Annotated in this window: 16 protein-coding genes and 1 riboswitch; of the genes, 10 read left to right on the top strand and 6 right to left on the bottom strand. The window is 68.4% G+C overall.

Translation table 11 applies throughout. The features are described 5' to 3' along the window. Window position 1: 1 nt before the first annotated feature. The 3 genes from V7778_RS02755 (at window position 2) to V7778_RS02745 (ending at window position 4,823) form a co-directional block, all read left to right on the top strand. Window positions 2-1,414, top strand: a complete 1,413-nt coding sequence (locus V7778_RS02755; protein WP_335551825.1) for an efflux transporter outer membrane subunit — start codon at window positions 2-4, stop codon at window positions 1,412-1,414. A 139-nt stretch (window positions 1,415-1,553) separates the two neighbouring features. Then, on the top strand, window positions 1,554-2,534 hold the full coding sequence (locus V7778_RS02750; RefSeq protein WP_335551824.1) for an HDOD domain-containing protein: 981 nt from the start codon (window positions 1,554-1,556) through the stop codon (window positions 2,532-2,534). A gap of 117 nt (window positions 2,535-2,651) precedes the next feature. Continuing rightward, window positions 2,652-4,823 carry a TonB-dependent receptor plug domain-containing protein gene (locus V7778_RS02745; RefSeq protein WP_335551823.1) on the top strand — a complete coding sequence of 724 codons (2,172 nt, stop codon included), beginning with the start codon at window positions 2,652-2,654 and terminating at the stop codon, window positions 4,821-4,823. On the opposite strand, the gene V7778_RS02740 is transcribed toward V7778_RS02745, so the two are convergent. Next, complete coding sequence (locus V7778_RS02740; protein WP_335551822.1) at window positions 4,733-5,374, bottom strand: hypothetical protein; 642 nt, start codon at window positions 5,372-5,374, stop codon at window positions 4,733-4,735. The two genes, V7778_RS02745 and V7778_RS02740, sit on opposite strands and share 91 nt — an antisense overlap. A 216-nt stretch (window positions 5,375-5,590) precedes the next feature. Between V7778_RS02740 and V7778_RS02735 the strand changes: the two genes are divergently transcribed. The 3 genes from V7778_RS02735 to V7778_RS02725 all read left to right on the top strand — a co-directional run bounded on the left by V7778_RS02735 (window position 5,591) and on the right by V7778_RS02725 (window position 8,937). Continuing rightward, window positions 5,591-7,729 carry a S46 family peptidase gene (locus tag V7778_RS02735; RefSeq protein ID WP_442920687.1) on the top strand — a complete coding sequence of 713 codons (2,139 nt, stop codon included), beginning with the start codon at window positions 5,591-5,593 and terminating at the stop codon, window positions 7,727-7,729. 87 nt (window positions 7,730-7,816) lie between these two features. Next, on the top strand, window positions 7,817-8,422 hold the full coding sequence (pnuC, locus tag V7778_RS02730; RefSeq protein WP_335551821.1) for a nicotinamide riboside transporter PnuC: 606 nt from the start codon (window positions 7,817-7,819) through the stop codon (window positions 8,420-8,422). Then, on the top strand, window positions 8,419-8,937 hold the full coding sequence (locus V7778_RS02725; RefSeq protein ID WP_335551820.1) for an ATP-binding protein: 519 nt from the start codon (window positions 8,419-8,421) through the stop codon (window positions 8,935-8,937). The genes pnuC and V7778_RS02725 overlap by 4 nt, the downstream gene beginning before the upstream one ends. A 3-nt stretch (window positions 8,938-8,940) precedes the next feature. Here the strand turns inward: V7778_RS02725 and V7778_RS02720 are convergent, their stop codons facing one another. From V7778_RS02720 to V7778_RS02710, 3 genes are all read right to left on the bottom strand, one after another. Further along, window positions 8,941-11,058 (bottom strand): TonB-dependent siderophore receptor, encoded by a 2,118-nt coding sequence (locus V7778_RS02720; protein WP_335551819.1) that lies wholly within the window; start codon window positions 11,056-11,058, stop codon window positions 8,941-8,943. 79 nt (window positions 11,059-11,137) lie between these two features. Beyond that, window positions 11,138-11,236, bottom strand: a riboswitch (TPP riboswitch). Window positions 11,237-11,413: 177 nt separating this feature from the next. Further along, entirely contained in the window at window positions 11,414-12,571 is a 1,158-nt protein-coding gene (locus V7778_RS02715) for an iron-containing alcohol dehydrogenase (protein ID WP_335551818.1), read from the bottom strand. 72 nt (window positions 12,572-12,643) lie between these two features. Continuing rightward, on the bottom strand, window positions 12,644-13,564 hold the full coding sequence (locus tag V7778_RS02710; RefSeq protein WP_335551817.1) for a DUF535 family protein: 921 nt from the start codon (window positions 13,562-13,564) through the stop codon (window positions 12,644-12,646). 322 nt (window positions 13,565-13,886) lie between these two features. Here V7778_RS02710 and V7778_RS02705 point away from each other — a divergent pair, with 322 nt between their 5' ends. Next, window positions 13,887-14,594 carry a glutathione S-transferase gene (locus V7778_RS02705; protein WP_335551816.1) on the top strand — a complete coding sequence of 236 codons (708 nt, stop codon included), beginning with the start codon at window positions 13,887-13,889 and terminating at the stop codon, window positions 14,592-14,594. Window positions 14,595-14,600: 6 nt separating this feature from the next. On the opposite strand, the gene dkgB is transcribed toward V7778_RS02705, so the two are convergent. Beyond that, the gene (dkgB, locus tag V7778_RS02700) at window positions 14,601-15,401 is read right to left on the bottom strand and encodes a 2,5-didehydrogluconate reductase DkgB (protein ID WP_335551815.1); all 801 of its coding nucleotides are present in this window, start codon (window positions 15,399-15,401) and stop codon (window positions 14,601-14,603) included. Window positions 15,402-15,436: 35 nt separating this feature from the next. Further along, window positions 15,437-16,642 (bottom strand): MFS transporter, encoded by a 1,206-nt coding sequence (locus tag V7778_RS02695; RefSeq protein ID WP_335551814.1) that lies wholly within the window; start codon window positions 16,640-16,642, stop codon window positions 15,437-15,439. 102 nt (window positions 16,643-16,744) lie between these two features. On the opposite strand from V7778_RS02695, the gene V7778_RS02690 reads away from it, so the two are divergent. From V7778_RS02690 to V7778_RS02680, 3 genes are all read left to right on the top strand, one after another. Then, entirely contained in the window at window positions 16,745-17,641 is an 897-nt protein-coding gene (locus tag V7778_RS02690; RefSeq protein WP_335551813.1) for a LysR family transcriptional regulator, read from the top strand. 42 nt (window positions 17,642-17,683) lie between these two features. Further along, the gene (locus V7778_RS02685) at window positions 17,684-18,451 is read left to right on the top strand and encodes a hypothetical protein (RefSeq protein WP_335551812.1); all 768 of its coding nucleotides are present in this window, start codon (window positions 17,684-17,686) and stop codon (window positions 18,449-18,451) included. Between the two features lie 112 nt (window positions 18,452-18,563). Next, window positions 18,564-19,751, top strand: a complete 1,188-nt coding sequence (locus tag V7778_RS02680) for a PEP-CTERM sorting domain-containing protein (protein ID WP_335551811.1) — start codon at window positions 18,564-18,566, stop codon at window positions 19,749-19,751. Window positions 19,752-19,922 lie beyond the last annotated feature (171 nt).

Genomic DNA, 19,922 nt, shown 5'->3' with positions numbered 1-19,922 from the left:
TATGCGAAACTTTCCCATCCTCCGCCTGCCTATCCGTGTCTTGGCCACCGCGCTGGCCGCTGCCCTGGCGGCCGGCTGCGCCGTCGGACCAGCCTACCAGCGCCCCAGCACGCCCGAACCCGCCGCCTTCAAGGAAGCCGAGGGCTGGGTGCCGGCCGCGCCGGCCGATGCCCTCGAGCGCGGACCTTGGTGGCAGCTGTTCGCGGACGCGGAACTGAACCGCCTGGCCGACGAGGCGGCGCGCGCCAACCAGGAAGTGGCCGCCGCGGTCGCCAACTACGCCCAGGCGCGCGCCGTGGTGGCCCAGCAGCGCGCCGCGCTGTTCCCGGTGGTGTCGCTCGGCGCCGGGGCCGACCGGGCAGGGGGCGGCGATCGTTCGCCGTCGAACCAGTACCGGGTGTCGATCGGCGGCAGCTGGGAGCCGGACCTGTTCGGGCGCCTGCGCAATTCCGTCAGCAGCGCCCAGGCCGGCGCCGAGGCGACCGCCGCCGACCTGGCCAACGTGCGCCTTGCCGTGCAGGGCGAGCTGGCCAGCAACTACTTCAGCCTGCGCCAGCTAGACGCCCAGCGCGCATTGCTGGCGACCACGGTCGAGGGCTACGAGCGCGTGCTGCAGATCACGCAGAATCGCTTCAACGCCGGCATCGCGGCCAAGTCCGACGTCCTGCAGGCGCAAACCCAGCTGGCCAACGCCCGCAACGAAGCGCTTGGCCTGGCCCGCCAGCGCGCCCAGCTCGAACACGCCATCGCTGTGCTGGCAGGCCGCGCGCCGAGCGAGTTCACCTTGGCGCCGGTATCCTGGACCGTGACGGTACCCGAGGTGCCGGCCGGGGTGCCGGCGACCCTGCTGCAGCGCCGCCCCGACATCGCCGCCGCCGAACGCGACGTGGCGGCCGCGAACGCCGAGATCGGCGTGGCCCGCTCCGCCTACTTCCCGAACATCGGCCTGAGCGCCTCGTACGGCGGCGCGGCCAGCAAGGTAGGGGACTTGTTCTCCGCTTCCAGCGCGGCCTGGTCCTTCGGCCTGTCGGCGGCCCAGGCCCTGTTCAATGCCGGCGCCACGCGCGCCGGCGTGCAGGGCGCCGAGGCGCGCCACCAGGCGTCCGTGGCGCGCTACCGCCAGACCGTGCTGGACGCTTTCGCCGACGTCGAGAACCAGCTCTCGGCCACGCGCGTTCTGGCCCAGCAGCAGGACCTGCGGCGCCAGGCGGCGGAAGCGGCCAACCTGGTCGAGGAACAGATGCTGAACCGCTACAAGGCAGGGCAGGTGAGCTATACCGAGGTGGTGCAGGCCCAGGCGACGGCGCTGTCGGCGCGGCGCGCCCTGGTGCAGGTGCAGGCCGACCGCCAGACGGCGGCGGTGGCGCTGATCCAGTCCCTGGGCGGCGGCTGGCGCGCCGGCACGGCGCCCTAGGGATAGGCCGGCCGCGCTTGGATGATGCTATCGGAAGCGGGTCGGCGTAGACTACGGAAGAGGGGTAATCACTCCGCGCTGGAAGTTTCCATGCGGAAAGATTACAATCGACGAGTTCGCTGACGTATTCGCCACCGCTATGAAAAAATGGATAGGCCGCTTGCTGGGCGGTTCGGAAAAAGAGACACCGGTCCCGGAGGCTCCGGAACAGGAGCAGGACGAAGCACAGCAGGATCCCGAGCTGGGAGCCCTGTCGCGCGAGGTCGACGCCACCTACTACCGCTGGCTGACCGCGGCGGCCGGCTACGACGCCTCCAAGGAACTCCAGCACCGCATCCTGGACGGGGTGCGCATGCTGGTCCACGATCCGGACAGCGCCGCCGAGCTGGTGCCGCGCGTGCCGGAGCTGATCCCGAAGCTGATGCGCAGCCTGATGGACGAGAACCTGTCCGCCACCGAGCTGTCGCGCGAGCTGGCGCAGGACCCTGTGCTGGTGGCGGAAGTGATCCGCGAGTCGAATAGCGCCTACTACCGTCCGCTCACGCCGATCAAGACCCTCGAAGCGGCCGTCATGATGCTGGGCCTGAACGGCGTGCGCATGCTGCTGGCGCGCATCGGCCTGCGTCCGCTGGTCAGGATGGAAGTGGACGGCTTCGCGCGCCACGCCTTGCCGATCGTCTGGGACCAGTCCGAGAAATGCGCCTTCGCCGCCAGCATGCTGGCGCCGGGCATGTCCGCCAGCGTGTTCGAAGCCTACCTGGCGGGCCTGATGCAGAACGTCGGCCTGATCGTCGCCTTCCGCATGGCCGGCCGTCACTGCGAGGGCGGCCGGATGCCGGGCTCCAGCGAGTTCGGCCTGCGCCTGCTGAACATCAGCCGCCAGCTGTCGGCCGTGATCGCGGCGCACTGGGACTTCCCGCCGCAGGTGGCCGAAGCCATCGTCCACGCCGGCCGCCCAAGCACGCCGCTGGCCGAGGCGCTCGCGCACGGCGACCGGGTGGCCAAGCTGCGTCTCCTGATCGACGCCGAAGTGATCCCGGCCGACGATCCCTTCGTCACCTCGGGGCTCGACAACTTCCAGCGCCGCTGCCTGGGCAAGCTGGGCGACCTGGATGACTGACCGATATCGGCCGCCGCGCCGATGCGGGGTGAATATTTTGCGGTAGGGAGCGCGCGCGCTATGCGCTTGGGGCAGAATACGCATCCCTGACCGTTTTTGCATTGTTCCGCACCATCCATGCTTCGCCCGACCGCCGCCGCACTCTTGTTCGCCGCCCATTCCGCCCACGCGCAAACCAGTCTTGATGCGGCGCCCGCGCCGGCCCAGGATCCGACAATCCAGACCGTCGAGGTCAAGGCCGACGCCTCGGCCTACGACCCGCGCCGCGACGACACCGCCAGCAAGATCGTCGTCGGCAGCGAGGAAATCCGGCGCTATGGCGATACGTCGGTGCTGGACGTGTTCAAGCGCCTGCCCGGCATCACGGTCAGCGGCGCGGCCGGCCGCGGGGGCGGCGAGGTGCGCATGCGCGGCCTGGGCAGCGGCTACACGCAGATCCTGATCAACGGCGAGCGGGCGCCGGCCGGCTTCGCCATCGACGAGCTCTCGCCCGACGCCATCGAACGCATCGAGATCCTGCGCGCGGCGAGCGCCGAGTTCTCGACCCAGTCGATCGCCGGCACCATCAACATCGTGCTCAAGAAAGCGATCCAGAAGGCGCAGCGCGAACTGAAGCTCGGCGTGGGCAAGAGCAGCGACGCCAGCAACCCGAACGCCAGCCTGCAGTTGTCCGACCGCGCCGGCAAGATATCGTATTCGCTCAACGCCAGCGCCTGGCGCTTCCACTTCGACCGCCCCGCACCCGCGGAGGAATCCGCGACCGCGCCACATGGCGCAGTGACGATGCAGCGCCGCGCCCTCCAGCGCGACGAGGGCAGCCCATATGGTCTGAACCTGACGCCGCGCATCAACTGGAACCTGGAGGAGGGCGATACGCTCACCTGGCAGTCGCTGGTCAATCACAACCGCAACAGGTACCACGGCCATGTCGTCACCGACACCCTGTTCGGTCCGCGGCCGCTGTACGACGCGCGCGACATGCGCTCGACCGGCCGCAATACCATCGCGCGCACCGACCTGAACTGGGTGCGCAAGCTGGGCGACGGCGCCAGGCTGGACCTCAAGCTGGGCCTGAACGGCCTGCGCAGCAAAGGCCTGTACCGCGAGCAGGACGACAGCCTAGGGCTGCGGGCGCGCGATTCCACGGTGTGGAGCGCGACCCGAGAGCGCGGACTGTCCAGCACCGGCAAACTGTCCATGCCCTGGCGCACCGGTCATGCGCTGGCGATGGGCTGGGACGGCGGCTATAGCCTGCGCGACGATGCGCGCATCGAACACGAGGTCTTCCCGCTGACCGGCCGCGTCGTCGACCCTGACGAAGCCTATGAAGCGCGCGTCAAGCGCCTGGCGCTGTTCGCCCAGGACGAATGGAACCTGGCGCCGCGCTGGTCGATGTACGCCGGCCTGCGCTGGGAAGGGCTGGACACCACCAGCGAAGGCAGTACCTTCTCCACCGTCAGCCGCCGCAACAGCGTCTGGAGTCCGTTGGCCCAGACCCTGTACAAGCTGCCGGACAGCCGCGACCAGTTGCGCCTGGCCCTGACCCGCACCTACAAGGCGCCCGGCGCCAGCAGCCTGATTCCGCGCCGCTTCACCACGCCGAACAACAGCCAGACCGAACCCGACTTCCGCGGCAATCCGGATCTCCAGCCCGAACTGGCGACGGGCATCGATGCCTCCTACGAGCACTACTGGGCCGAGAAGGCGCTGCTGAGCGCCAGCTTCTCGGTGCGCCGCATCCGCGATTTCACGCGCCAGGGCCTGATCCTGGAGAATGGACGCTGGATCCAGACCCCCGTCAACGACGGCAGCGCGCGCACGCGCAGCCTGGAACTGGAAGCCAAGTTCCCCTTGTCGGCGGTGATGAAGGACGTGCCGGACCTCGACCTGCGCGCCAGCATTGCGCGCAACTGGTCGCGGGTGGACGCCGTGCCCGGGCCGGACAACCGGCTCGACCAGCAGACGCCGCTGTCCGGCACCCTGGGGGTCGACGTCAAGACGTTTGGGGGCAAGCTGACCGCCGGATCCAGCTTCGCCTTCAAGAGCGGCGGTCCGGTGCGCATCAACCTCAACCAGCTGGGCTACCAGAGCGTGCGGCGCGACCTCGACGTCTACACGCTGTGGAAGTTCAATCCGCAGTACCAGCTGCGGGTGGCGCTGTCGAACCTGCTCGGCCAGGATTTCGTGTCCGACGCGCGCTACCTCGCGGCCGACGGCGGCTCGCTGCGCCGCACGATGGTCTTCCCGGGCACGACGATGGCGCGGGTGACGCTCGAGACGCGCTTCTGACGCGCGCCGGCCGCCGCGAGCAGCAATCCGGCGGCCAGCATCGCGGCGAACGGCGGTTCGCTCACCGGCGGCGGCACGATGGCGAAGCTGGTCTGCTCCGTCCACAACCAGGTGTCTTCATAGCTGAAGAAGGGCGGCCGGAAACCGGTCTCGCCGCGTTCGACATGGCTCAGGCCCGTGATCGTCTTCGAAGAAGCAATCGTGGCCTCGTCGGAGTAGCCCCATTCGACATCCATGAAGAGTTCGCCGCTGCCGAGCGCGTAATTGAACCGCTTGAGTTCGCAGCGGGCGCCATAGCAGCCGCCTTCGGGACGGCTGAAATAGTCGTAGCCGTTCCAGAAGAAGCCATCGAGCTCGGCGAGTTCGAGCATGCCGTCCCGGTCCGCATCGCTCCCCCGGAAGGCGCCGTCGAGCCGCATGACGGGATCGAATCGCCCCGTTTCCTGGACCAGGAAGCCGGTATAGCTGAAGTTCCGCCAATCTTGCGCCTGGAGCGGCGGGGCAAGGCAGGCGGCTGCGGCGAACAGGGACGACAGGACGCGTTTCCACATGGTTTCCTCCATCGGGACGTCGAACGGAACAGTGCGCAAGCGGCTGGTCCAGACTAGCAAAATCCGCCTGCGCCAGCCATCCGCGCGCAGGCGTGCGCGCGCGGGCGTTGGAAACGGACCACGACAGTAAGGCCCCGTCAATACGCCTGAAAACCACCTCACCCCAACTCAACAAGGCTATACTCGCGCTTTGTTTTTTTCATCCAGGGGAACGTCTTGTTCAAATCCATCGTCCTGCCCGTTGTCTTGATGGGCGCAGCGAGTATCGCCATCGCCGACGAAGGCCAGTGGCAGCCGCACCAGCTGCCGCAGCTGAAATCCGAACTCAAGCGCATCGGCATCACCATGCCGGCCGAGAAGCTGGCCGACCTGACCAAGCATCCGATGAGCGCCATCGTGTCGCTGGGCGGCTGCTCGGCGTCCTTCGTCTCGCCCGACGGCCTGGTGGTCACCAACCACCACTGCGCCTATGGCGCCATCCAGCGCAACTCGACCCCTGAGAAGAACCATATCGTGAACGGCTTCCTGGCCAAGACCCGCGCCGAGGAGCTGCCGGGCGGCCCGAACACGCTGGTGTACGTGACCGAGAAGGTCGAGAACGTGACCGACCGCGTGCTCAAGGGCCTGTCGCCGACCATGTCCGGCCGCGAGCGCCACGAGCTGGTCGAGTCGCGCGTCAAGGCGCTGATCGCCGAATGCGAGACCGACAAGTCGGTGCGCTGCTCGGTGCCGGCCTTCCACCGCGGCCTCGAGTACTACCGCATCAAGCAGCTGATGATCCGCGACGTGCGCCTGGTGTATGCGCCGTCCGACCGCATCGGCAACTTCGGCGGCGACATCGACAACTACGAGTGGCCGCGCCAGACCGGCGACTACGCCTTCCTGCGCGCCTACGTGGGCAAGGACGGCCGCCCGGCCGACCCGTCGCCCGATAACGTGCCCTACAAGTCGAAGGACTTCCTGGTGGTCTCCGCCGAGGGCCTGAAGGCCGGCGATCCGATCCTGCTGGCCGGCTATCCGGGCCGCACCAGCCGCTACAAGCTGCCGTCGGAAATCCGCTTCGCGCGCGATGTCGACTTCCCGGCCAAGGTGGCCACCATCACCGCCGACCTGTCCGTGATCGCCGCCGCCACCATGGGCAACCCGGCCTGGAACGTGCGCTACGCCAGCGTCGACAAGAGCCTGAACAACGTCCTCAAGAAGACCCAGGGCCTGCTCGACGGCTTCGCGCGCAAGGACATCGCCGCCATCAAGGACGTGCAGGACGCCGAATTCCGCGCCTGGCACAAGCAGCATGGCAACGGCGCGAAGAAGCTGCTGGCCGAACTGGATGGCGTGATCGCCGCCGAGATGGCGCAATCGCGCCAGGAAGCGGCGTGGCTGAAAGCGACCCACAGCGACCTGCTGAAGAGCGCGCGCACCCTGTACCGCCTGGCGCTGGAGCGCCAGAAGCCGGACGCCCAGCGCGAAAGCGGCTACCAGGAACGCGACCTGTCCTTCATCAAGGCGCGCCTGACCCGCCTCGAGCAGTCCTTCGTGCCGCAAGTCGACGAGGCCCGCTACGGCGCCGCGCTGCAGCGCTATGCGCGTATCGACGCCAAGGTCCGCCCGCAAGGACTGGACGCGCTGCTGCCGGCGCCCGCCGCACTCAATGCCATGTATAAAGCGAGCGAGCTGTCGGACACCGCCAAGCGCCTGGCCTGGATCGGCAAGGACCCGGAAGCCTTCCGCAAGTCGGGCGACCCCTTCATCCAGCTGGCCGTGCGCCTGCACGATACCGGCATGGCGCTGGAGGACAAGCGCAACGAGATCGACGGCAACCTGGAACGCGTGATTCCCCAGTACATGACCGCCGTCATCGCCTGGAAGAAGTCGCAGGGTAAACCGGTGTATCCGGACGCGAACTCGACCCTGCGCGTGACCTACGGCACCGTGGCGCCCTATGCGCCGCGCGACGGCCTGCTCAAGGGCCCGTTCACGACCGTCGAAGGCATCACCGAGAAGGCGAGCAACAAGGAACCCTTCATCGTCCCGAGCGCGCTGGGCGAGGCGATCAAGGCCAAGCGCTACGGCGTGTTCAAGGACCCGGTGCTGAAGACCGTGCCGGTCAACTTCCTGTCGAGCGCCGACACCACCGGCGGCAACTCCGGTTCGGCGGTCATGAACAAGCGCGGCGAACTGGTGGGCCTGAACTTCGATTCGACCTATGAATCGATCACCAAGGACTGGTACTTCGACAGCGCCATCACGCGCGCGATCCACGTCGACATCCGCTACATGCTGTGGGTGATGAAGGAAGTCGACCGTGCCGACAACCTGCTCAAGGAAATGACGGTCAAGTACCCGAAGAAGTAAGCGGGCGACCAGTTTGACCGGGCCGCGGCGACCACCTCGCCGCGGCCTTTTTGCTTCCCGACTCCGCTGCCTATACACTGTCGCCGCATGAACGACTTGCTCCAACTGGGCCCGTTGGCCACCACGCCGCTGGAACTGATCTCCTTCCTGCTCGCGGTCACGACCGTCGTGCTCAACATCCGCCAGAAGCACTGGGCCTGGCTGTTCTCGATCGCCTCGTCCGCCACCTATGCGGTGGTGTTCTACGAGGCGCGCCTGTACGGCGACATGGGATTGCAGTTCGTGTTCATCGGGGCCTCGCTGTGGGGCTGGTACCAGTGGCTGCATGGCGCCGGCGATGGTGCGGATAAGGCGCCGCTGGTGGTCACGCGCCTGGACCGCAAGGGCTGGGGATGGTCGCTGGCCGCGTGGCTGGTCGGCTTCCTGCTGCTGTCGACCTTCCTCGACCGCTACACCGATACCGACGTACCGCATGCGGACGGCTTCCTGACCGCCGGCAGCCTGGTCGGCCAGCTCCTGCTGGGCCGCAAGAAGGTCGAGAACTGGCATGTCTGGATCGTGGTCGACATCCTCTACGTCGGCCTGTACGTCTACAAGGGCCTGATGCTGACCGCCTTCCTGTACGCCGTGTTCGTGCTGCTGGCCTGGACCGGCCTGCGCGCCTGGGGCAATATCGCGCGGAGGGATGCATGACGCCCGTTCAACGCATCGCGATCCTTGGCGCCGAATCGTCCGGCAAGTCGACCCTGTCGGAAGCCCTGGCTGCCCATTACGGCACCGTGTGGGTACCGGAATACCTGCGCGAGTTCGTCGACACCCAGGGCCGCGTGCCCTACGAGCACGACCAGTTCGGCATTGCCCGCACCCAGCGCGAACGCGAGCAGGCCGCGCTGGAGCGCGCGAACCGCTTCCTGTTCTGCGACACCACGCCCCTGATGACGGCGCTCTACAGCCGCGTGTATTGGGGCAGGGTGGATGCGGGGCTGGCGCAACTGGAAGCGTGCCACGACTACGACCGCACGTTCGTGACGGCGCCCGACAGTCCGTGGGAACCGGACGGGCTGCAGCGCGAATCGGAAGCGGTGCGCCAGATGGTGCACCGGATGCTGCTGGAGACGCTGGACGCAAGGGCCATCCCTTACATCCTGCTGGAGGGGAGCCTGCCGCAGCGGCTGCGGCAGGTGGAGGGGCTGCTGGGTCCCGCCTAGCGTTTAGAAATCAAACTGGGCCGACACGCGGAAGGTCCGCGGCGCGCCGGGCAGCAGGTAGCCGCCCAGCGCCTGCGTCACGTCGCGCCAGTAGAACTTGTCGAAGGCGTTGTCGACGCGGGCGCGGATCGTGGTGTGCACGCCGCCCAGGCGCAGCGCATACGAGCCGCCGAAACCCGCCACGTGATAGCCCGGCACCGTCACCCGGTTGCTCGGGTCGAAAGCCTTGTTGCCCGAGTACTGCCACAGCGCGTCCAGCTTCAGGCCCGGCAGCTGCGGCAGCGCGTATTCCACCCAGGCGGCCGAGCGGAACTCGGGCACGTTGGTGACGCGCTTGCCTTCCACCGCCGGGTCGCCGGTGCCGTTCTGCTCGGCGTCGAGCCATGAGGCCGATACGCTGTAGCTCAGGTTCTGGGTCGCCTTGCCCTGGGCCGTCAGCTCGATGCCGCGGTGGCGCTGCTCGCCGGCGCGTACGAAGGCGTTGGCGCCGTCGATGTATTCCAGGCCCTGCTTGACCTCGAACAGGGCCGCGCTCACCATCATCTGCTGGTTGACGATGCCTTTCACGCCGAACTCCGCCTGCTTCGAGCGGCTTGGGGGCAGGGCCGCGTTCTGGTTCGCGGTTTCCATGGGCGCGATGCCGCCGTATTGCAGGCCGTGGACCAGCGAGCCGTACACCGACCAGTCGAGCGAGGGCTTGTAGACCAGGGCCACGCTCGGCAGCACGAAGGAATCCTCGGCATGCACCCAGGGCAGCTCGAGCTCGGCCAGCTCGTCGCGCTTGAGCTTGACGTAGCGCGCGCCGGCATGCAGCGTGAGCATCGGCGACAAGCTCACCACGTCCTGCACGAACAGCGAGCTTTCCTGGTTGGCGCGGCGCTCCATCACGGGGCCGGTGCGCGGGTTGCCCGGCGCGGGATCGACGACCAGGTTCTGGTAGATGTTGCTGTAGCCGGCGTAGTCGTAGACATAGGCGCCGAAGCTGTCGTGGCGCTCCGCATAGCCCGCGCCCAGGTTGAGGGCGTGGCGCAGGCTGCCGGTGGCGAAGCGGCCCTGCACCAGGGCCTGGATGCCGAACGGGGTCTTGCGCTCGCCGACGCTCTGGTAATCGTAGACGTCGTAGTCGCCGTTCGAGCAGTAGCCCGGATAGAAGCCCTCGGCCTCGTTGCTGCAGCCGTAGGGGAAGGCGGTGTAGTCGTCGCGCTTGAACCAGTGCTTGTTGGCGGTGACGGTGGCGTTCCAGTCCGGGCTGAAGCGGTACTCGAAACGCAGGCCCAGGTTGCTGCTGTCGGTGTCGACCGGGCGGGTCCAGGGCTGGGCGTTGAGCAGGGTCTTGGCCGACACGTTCGCCGGCAGGACTTCGTTGCGGATCAGCTGGTAGCCGGGCGCGGTGACCTGCGACTTGTGCTGGTGGTCGACGTCGAGCTGCAGCAGGGCATCCGGCGAGATTTGCCAGTCGAAGGCGGCGGAGACGAACTGGCGCTCGCCGTCGGCGCCGCGCACGTACGATTTCAGGTCCTCGGCGGCGGCGTTCAGCCGAAAGCCGAAGCGGCGGTCTTCGAAACGTCCGCCCAGGTCGATGGCGCCGTACAGGGTGCCGCGCTCGCGCGCCTCGACGGTGACGGAGCGCAGGGGCGCCGCGGTCGGGCGCTTGGTGACGAAGTTGACCATGCCGCCCGGCGCGGCCACACCCGCCTGCAGGCCGGACAGGCCGCGCAGGATCTCGAAGCTTTGCTTGTTCTCGAGCGGGATCTGGGTGTCGCCCGGAATGGCGACCATGTCCTTGCGGTAGCTGGTGGCGTTGTCGAGGGCGAAGCCGCGGATGGAGAACTGCTCGGCGTAGCCGACCGCGTTGTAGGCGTCGCCGACCGAGGCGTCGAAGCGTACGGCCTCGGTGGCGTTGCGCACCGACAGGTCCTGGAGCTGGCCCAGGGTCATCGCGGTGATCGAGGCAGGGGTGTCCAGCAGGGGTGTGTCGGAGAAGCCGCCGATGACGGCGCGGTCGGTGGCGACCCATTTGCTGCCGGTGACGACGACCGACTGGACCTGGTCCTGCGCGGTTGCGGAGAAGGCCTGCAGGATGGCGCAGGCAAGGGCGGTGTGTTTCAGCGTGAAATTCATGGTGTGCTCGTCTTCGCGCGCCACGGGGCGCGCTGCTTTTTAAAAGCCGGAGCCAACGTGGGGGAAGGGCAAACAAGGAGGGAACTGCGTTGCGCTTTCCTTCGCTGGCATTATCCAGATCAGGTACGAAGGGTATGTCTCACCCGGAACGTTGGTTCCAGGACCCCTAGCGAAGGCGCGAGTGTAGCACGTCCGTGCGGGACGTGGTGGAAGTGGCAATGCGCGTCAGTCCAGACGGTAGGGTTGGCGGCTCCGCCGCCGATGCGTTCGACGGGCGCCGGACCGGACGCGGCGGGCGAGGCGAGCGTATCCCCGCGGCGGCGGCGCCGGCTGCGCGCCCCGGCCAACCCTGCGCTTATACGGCCAGCTCGAGCACCTTGCGGCTGACCTCGAGCGTGACGCCGCGATCCTCGCCCAGCTTGGTGAGACGGTGCGCCTCCAGCGCCGCCAGCACCGGTTCGACGTTCTCCTTGCCCAGCCCATAGCCCGACAGCCTGGTCGGCACACCCACGCTCTCGAAGAAGGCCTCGGTGCGTTCGATCGCCGCATCGATGCGCGCGTCTTCGTCACCATCCGTGAGATTCCACACGCGCGCCGCGTACTGCAACAGCTTGGCGCGCTTGGCCTCGCGCCGCACGCGCAGCATGGCCGGCAGCACCACGGCCAGGGTCTGCGCGTGGTCCAGGCCATACAGCGCGGTCAACTCGTGGCCGATCATGTGGGTGGCCCAGTCCTGCGGCACGCCGACGCCGATCAGGCCGTTCAGTGCCAGGGTCGCGGTCCACATCAGGTTGGCCCGCACGTCATAGTTCTCCGGCTCGCTCAGGGCCTTGGGGCCGTCCTCGACCAGGGTCAGCAGCAGGCCCTCGGCGAAGCGGTCCTGCACCTTGGCGTCGACCGGCGTGGTCAGGTACTGCTCCATCACGTGCACGAAGGCGTCGACCACGCCGTTGCCGACCTGGCGCGCCGGCAGGCTGTAGGTCTTGGTGGGGTCCAGCACCGCGAAGCGCGGGAACACGTGGCGCGAGGCGAAGGCGCGCTTTTCCAGGGTGGCCTTGCGGGTGACCACCGCCGCCGAATTCATTTCCGAGCCGGTGGCCGGCAAGGTCAGCACGGCGCCGAAAGGCAGGGCCGCGTGGATGTTGGCCGCACGCTGTTCGAAGATGCTCCACGGGTCGCCGTCGAGCAGGGCGCCCGCGGCGATGAACTTGGTGCCGTCGATGACCGAGCCGCCGCCCACGGCGAGCAGGAAGTCGACGCGCTCGGCGCGCACCAGTTCGATGGCCCGCATCAGGGTTTCGTAGGTGGGATTCGGTTCGATGCCGCCGAATTCGAGCACAGTGTGCCCGGCCAGCGCGGTCTTGACCTCGTCGTAGACGCCGTTGGCGCGAATGCTCCCGCCGCCGTAGAGCATCAGGACGCGGGCGCCTTCCGGCACCAGGGTGGACAAGGTGGCGATCTGGCCCTGGCCGAACAGCACCCGGACCGGATTGTGGAAATCGAAGTTATGCAAGGCGAACCCCTCTTTGTAATCAAGCAAATCAGACAAAGAGGGGATTATCGCCGAATCGCGCCGGCGCCGCCTTTATGCCTCGGCAGTGGCCGTCGCCGTGGCCTGGCCGGCGCTGGCCGCCTGGTGCTGCACCATGTGGCGCAGCAGGGTGCTGCGGGTGGAGTCGCCGATGGCGCGCCAGTGCTCGCGCCGCTGCGCCGCGCGCTTGCGGTGCTTGGACGGCATGTCTTCCAGCGGCTTGAGGTAGAAGGGCAGGCGGATCAGGAAGCTGCGCTCGTCCTTCTCGGTGCCGCCCAGGATGCGCCAGAAGCCGTCGTAGGCGTTCTCGAAGTGGCGGGTGTCCTGCGGATCGTAGGCGATGTGGGCGGTGCAGCGGATCGCCACCACGCGGTCCATGCCCAGCGCCTGGGCCACGCCCTGCATCGCGGCAAAGCAGAAGAAGCTCGGCGAATTATTGGGGAAGACCTTGTCGAAGGCCTCGAAGGCGGCGCCGGAATCGGCCCAGCGGCCCTGGTTGCGGCTCAGGAAGGGCACGGTCGGCATGTCCACCCCGACCATGGCGCCGTCGACCCAGGTATAGGACAGGCGGTGCAGGTACTGGCCGTCGGCCACCAGCGAAATGGTCAGGTCGCCCTCGGCGTCGTGGCGCGGCGCCATCTCGAGGCGCAGGACGAAGTGGTGTTCCTCGCCTTCGTGCTGCCAGAGGTTGAGGCCGCCGCCGCCGTACACGGCGTCCTTATACGCGCTGTTGAAGCGGGCGTCCTCGAAGCGGTAGTGCGACAGCACGCATTGCACGCGTTCGCGCGCGCTCAGGCCGCGCATCAGGAAGTCGCGGTCGCCCAGGTGGTCGAAGGGATCGCCGTTGGGCGAGGCTTCGGCGAAACGGCGGATCAGGTCCAGGCGGCTCAGCGCCTGGTGTTCGCGCCAATAGCGCAGCATGCGCAGGCGGCGGGCAATGCCGTGCACGGGATTCGGAAGGTGAGCGATGTTCATCGGACGCTCCAGTCGGCGTAAAGTGTCGGCCGCCACAACAGGACGGCCAGTCTTTATCACGCGTCCACACGACGTGGACGTGCTCGGCGGAATGTTAATTCCGCTTTGCAATTATCCGCTGAAACGCTAACTCGTGCCCGGATGAAACGAATAGAGTGGTGGGGAACCAACGAAACGGGACGTGTTCATGGTCTGGTCTCTCTCTCGCATGTTGACTTTTTGTTTTTGCCAGGCAGGCACTACAAGACTACCATGTTTGTGCGGCGACAGGCTTCTAAATCATCACCGATAATGCGCGGACCGATGCAGACCGGAGGTGGCGATGGTGTATGAACTCTATTATTGGCCCGGCATCCAGGGGCGCGGGGAATTCGTCAGGCTGGCGCTCGAGGAGGCCGGCGCCGACTATGTCGACGTGGCGCGGCGCGAAGGGGGCATGGACCTGCTCACCGCCGCCCTCGACACCGGGGAATACCCGTCCTTCGCGCCGCCTTTCCTGAAGGCCGGCGAGATGACGGTGGGGCAAGTCGCCAACATCCTGATGTACCTGGGCGAACAGCACGGCCTGGCCCCGCGCACCGACCCCGGCCGCCTGTGGGCCCACCAGCTGCAGCTGACCATCGGCGACCTGGTGTCGGAAGTCCACGACACCCACCATCCGATCGCCACCTCGCTCTACTACGAGGACCAGAAGCCGGAAGCGCTGCGGCGCGCCGCCGACTTCGTCGAGACGCGCATCCCCAAATTCCTCGGCTACTTCGCGCGCATCCTGACCAACCCCGAACCGCGCGACTTCCTGGTCGGCGACAAGCTGAGCTACGTGGACCTGTCGCTGTTCCAGGTCATCGAGGGCCTGCGCTACGCCTTCCCCAAGGCCACGCGGCGCATGGAGCGCGAGTACCCGGCCCTCACCGCCTTGCGCGACCGGGTGGCGGCGCGGCCCAACATCGCGGCCTACCTGGCATCGAAGCGGCGCATTCCCTTCAACCAGAACGGCGTCTTCCGCCACTACCCCGAGCTGGACCAGTAGGCTTGCTCAATCCCACTGCGGCCCGAAGTCCGGGCTGACCAGGCGCTCGCCGCGGTCGAGGGCGTCGAGGGCCGCCAGGTCTTCCGGCGCCAGGGCCAGCGCGGACGCCTCCAGGTTGCTCGCCAGGTGCGCGCGCCTGGTCGAGGACGGGATCACCGCATGGCCCTTGGCCAGCAGCCAGGCCAGGCTCACCTGGGCCGGCGTCGCCTTGTTGCGCGCCGCGATGGCTGCGATCACCGGGTCGTCCATCACCTTGCCGTAGGCGAGCGGCATGTAGGCCGTCAGGTGGATGCCGGCTTCCCGAGCGAAGGCCGCGAGCGCGCGGTTCTGCAGGTACGGATGGAACTCGACCTGGTTGGTGGCGATGTTGGCGGCGCCGGCGGCGGCGATCGCCTCGCGCATCAGCGCGACCGGGAAGTTCGAGATGCCGATCGCGCCGGTCAGGCCGGCTTCGCGCGCGGCCAGCAAGGCCCCCATCGTTTCCGCGACCGGCGCCGCGGCGCCGGGCGAGGGCCAGTGAACCAGGGTCAGGTCGACCCGCTCGAGGCGCAGCTTGCGCAGGCTTTCCTTCAGGCTGGCGCCGAGCTTGCCGGCGGCCAGGTGCTCGGTCCAGATCTTGGTGGTGACGAAGACCTCGTCGCGGGCGACGCCCGATTCGGCGAGGGCCTGGCCGACCTCGGCCTCGTTGCCGTAGATCTGGGCGGTGTCGATGTGGCGGTAGCCCAGTTCCAGGCCGTTGCGCACGGAATCGATGGCTTGTTGGCCCTGGAGGCGGAAGGTGCCGAGGCCGAGTTGCGGCATGTGCATGGTGAATCCTTTCTGACGTGGTTTTTCTGACGTAATCAATGGGTAACGACGCCGCGGCCGGCTTCGAGCCTGGCGGGCACGCCGTCGCGGCGGTCCAGCCAGCCGGCGAGGGTGGTGAGCAGCAGAGCGCCGACCACGACCAGGGCGCCGATCCAGGGCGTGGCCATCAGGCCCAGCTTCGCCACGATCAGGCCGCCGCCCCAGGCGCCCAGCGCGATGCCGACATTGAAGGCGGCGATGTTCAGGCCCGATGCCACGTCCACCGCCTGCGGGGCGTCGCGTTCGGCACGCTGCACCACGTAGACCTGCAGGCCGGGCACGTTGCCGAAGGCGACCGCGCCCCAGGCCAGCACGGTGAGCAGCACCAGCGGCTTGCTCGGCGCGGTAAAGCTCAGCACCAGCAGGACCAGGGCCAGCAGGGCGAACACGATCTGCAGGGCGCCGACCGGCCCCTTGCGGTCGGCCAGCTTGCCGCCCCAGATATTCCCGGCCGCGACCGAGACGCCGTAGACCAGCATCACCAGGCTGACGGTGCCGGCCGCGAAGCCCGCGACTTCCTGCAGGATCGGCGCCAGGTAGGTAAAGGCGATGAAGGAGCCGCCGTAGCCGAGCGTGGTCATGGCGTAGACCAGCAGCAGGCGCGGCTTCTTGAGCACGGCGAGCTGGGTCAGCAGGCTCGATGGCGGGCTGCCGGCGATGTTGGCGGGCACCAGGATGGCGCTGCCGATCATCGCGATCACGCCGAGCAGGGACACGGCCAGGAAGGTGGCCTGCCAGCCGAAGTGCTGGCCGATGAAGGTCCCGAGCGGCACGCCGGTCACCAGGGCCACGGTCAGGCCGGTGAACATCAGGGCGATGGCGCTGGCGGCCTTTTCCTTCGGTACCAGGCTGGTCGCGATGGTCGAGCCGATCGAGAAGAACACGCCGTGGGCCAGGCCGGTGAGCACGCGGGCCGCCATCAGGGCGCCGTAGTTCGGCGCCATCCAGGCGACCAGGTTGCCGAGCGTGAATAAGGCCATCAGGCCGAGCAGCAGCTGCTTGCGCGGCACGCGGCCGGTGAGGGCGGTCAGCACCGGCGCGCCGACGGCCACGCCCAGGGCGTACAGGCTGACCAGGAGGCCCGCCGACGGGACCGAGACGCCCAGGCTGGCGGCGATGGTGGGAATCAGGCCGACGATGACGAATTCCGTCGTGCCGATGGCGAAGGCGCTCAACGTGAGCGCCCAGAGTGCGAGAGGCATGGTGTTTTCCTTGTGGTGCATTGACGAGGCCTGCAGTGTGCCGTGCTGGCGAGCAAGGAAAAATGGGCGGACGTACAATATACTTTTGATCTGGAGTCACGAATGATCGATGTAGATGCCTTGATTGTATTCTCCGCTGTCATAGATGCTGGCTCTTTCTCGGCCGCGGCGGAACGTCTGGGGCAGACACCTTCGGGCGTCTCGCGCACCATCTCGCGCCTGGAGGAGAAGCTGGGCATGGCCCTGATGCGGCGCACCACCCGCCGCCTGCAACTGACCGAGGAAGGCACCTGGCTGCTGGGCCGCGCGCGCAGCCTGCTGGCGGACCTGGCGCATACCGAGGCGGAAGCGGCCGCGCGCCGGTCCCAGCCCGCGGGCCTGGTGCGCGTGAACGCCGCCACGCCCGCGCTCGACCACTTGCTGGCGCCCCTCGTCCCGGCCTTCCTGGATGCCTATCCGCTGGTGCAGCTGGAGCTGGTCAGCGGCGAGACTTATGTCGACCTGATCGAGGAACGGGCCGACCTGGCGATCCGCATCGGCGCGCTGCCCGATTCGACCCTGAACGCGCGCCGCCTGGGCTGGAGCCGCCTGCGCGTGCTGGCCGCGCCCGGCTACCTCGAACGGCACGGCGCGCCCGCCACGCCGGCCGGGCTGGAGCGCCACCGCTGCCTCGGTTTCGCGGCCCCGGCCTCGCTCAACACCTGGCCCTTGCGGCACGAGGGCGCGGAGGGCTGGACCATCACGCCGGCGGTGACGGCCACCAGCGGCGGCACCCTGCGCGAGCTGGCGCTGGCGGGGGCGGGCATCGTCTCGCTGTCGGACTTCCTGACCCGCGGCGACTTGGCCGCGGGCCGCCTGGTCGAGGTGCTGCCCGGGCACAGCCTAGCCTGGGGCCAGCCGGTGTGGGCGGTGTTCTACAAGCAGGGCGCGCTGGCGCCGCGGGTGGCGGCCCTGGTCGACTTCCTGGCGGCGCGCCTGGGCGAGCTGCTGGAGCGCTGAGCCTTGTGTCAGAATACCGGCCTGGATGACATCGACACGTGTATGGAAAAGCTGATTTCGGCATTGCGCCGGCTGTACCTGCCGGCGGACGGACCATCGCTGGAGGCGCTGATGCGCCACCTGCGCGGGGAGGAGACGCTCGCCGTTTCACTGGCCACGGACGGGGGCATGGCCCGCGCCGTCCGTATCCCTTTCAGCAAGAGCGGCAAGAGCGGAGACCCGGAGGCGCACTGGACGCGGCTGTGCGCGGCCGCCAACGCCCTGCAGCAGGAGCTGGACTTGCCGGCGCCGGCGGTGAGCATCGGGGGCGACGGCGCCTACGGCCTGTGGCTGTCGCTGGAGCAGCCGGCGCCGGTGGCGCAGCTGGCCGAATTCGTGGCGTTGCTGCGCGCGGACTACTTCCCCGAGGCCGAACTGGACACCGGCCGGCTGTTCGATCCGGTGGAACTGCCGCCTTGCCTGCACCGCGCCAGCGGCAAGTGGGCGGCCTTCATCCATCCCGGCATGGGCGCATCCTTCGCCGACGAGGAAGGCCTGGACATGGCGCCTCCGGCAACCGGGCAGGCCGCTTTCCTGGAAGGACTGGAACAGATCGGCCCGGCGCAGTTCGGCCAGGCGCTGGCCAGGCTGCGTCCATCCGCGCCGGCGCCGTCAGCTGCGGCGCCGGCCCCTGCGCCGGCCCCTGCGCCGGCGCCGCGTGCTGCGGCAGCCGAGGGCTTGCTGCTCAAGGACGCCACCCTGGAAGACATCGTGGCCCACTTGCACGCCCTGAATATCGAGCCGACTTTCCGCCACATCCTGCCCCGCTGAGACGTGGCGAACTTGCCACAGTTTCTTTCGAGGAAACAAATTTTTCTTGAAAGAATGCACTTTTGACACGTCCGATGCTATCCTGTAGGAACCATCCTACAGGAAACATCCTATGTCCAGCCGCCTTCGCACCCGCCGCATCAGGCCGACCGGTTCGTCGAAACGTATCCGGCTGGCCGCGCTCGCGCTGATCGCGGCGGCGGCCACGGGCGCCGGCGCCGCGGCCTGGATCTCGGAGCCGAGCGTCCACGCGGCGCCACAGGCGGCCCTCGGCGCACCGGCGCCCGCCAGCGCGAATTCGCAGGCCCTGCCGGTCCACAGCGTCGCGGCGCCGGCCGTGCGCCGCATCTATCCGTATTCGATCGTTCCCGGCGGCGCGGCCAGCCGCGAGGAGCTGGCGCAGGCGATCAAGGCCGACAAGGTGGTCGCCGACCATTACGCCGGCTTTGACGTCGACAAGGCGCAGGTGGTGACGGTCGCCAAGCCGCGCGCCGTCTACGTGTCCTACCGCAAGGGCGACAAGGTCTACTGGACCTCGAAGAAGCTGATGCTGGCCGAAGGCGAAACCCTGCTCAGCGACGGCAAGAACGAGATGCGCACGCGCTGTGCGAACCGGATTTCCGACACGCCGCAGCTGCCGGTCGCGCCTAGCGAACCGAGCGAAGCGGAGCTCGACGTTCCGGTGGTGGAAGAGGGTAGTGTCCAGGAGATCGCGGCCGACATGATCGAGGACGGCGGCTTCGACGGCCAGGCTTACCAGCTCCAGACCTTCGCCGACGGCGCGGGCCTGGCGCCGGGCGCCGAACCGTCCACCAACGGCATCCAGTTCGCCATGAACAGTGCCGGCCCGATGCCCTATCCGCGCTACGAGACGGGCGGGGTATCACGCACCGTCACGAGCCGCGATCCGGGCGCCGCCGACAGTCCGGACGCCGCCCCCACCGAGCCGGCCCAAGGCACGGACTCGTCCGTCCCGGGCGCGCCGGCCACGCCGGGGACCGACAGCGGCACGACCGAAACGGGCGCACCGAAGCCGCCCACCGGCGGCGACGCAGATAAGCCAAATCCGCCTCCGGGCCCTGACCCCAAGCCGGAGCCGGAACAAGACCCCGCGCCGCAACCGGAGCGCGACCCGACTCCCTTCATTCCGCCGCCGCTGGGCCAGCCCGAGCTGCCGCCCGAGGGCATCGACCAGACCGGTCCTGCCGACGTGCCGGAACCGGGCACGCTCTGGCTCGGCGGCCTGGCCGGCCTGGCCATGCTGCTGCTGCGCCGCCGCCCGCTGCCGCGGCAGGGCTGATCAGCCCTCCAGCGCGCCGCTGCGTTCCAGGCGCTTGTAATACACCAGCGACCACGCGGCCGGCAGCAGCAGGGAGCCGAGCAGCACGCCCAGGCAGGCCGGCACCGGCGCCCTGGCCAGCAGCAGGAGCAGGGCCAGCGCAGCGCTCGCCATCATCGGCGCGCCGCCATG

It is taken from the genome of Massilia sp. DD77 (genome assembly GCF_036961685.1).
Classification (GTDB): Bacteria; Pseudomonadota; Gammaproteobacteria; order Burkholderiales; family Burkholderiaceae_D; genus Telluria.
Note: the sequence above shows the minus strand (reverse complement) of the source record. Positions and strands in the feature narration are given on the sequence as shown.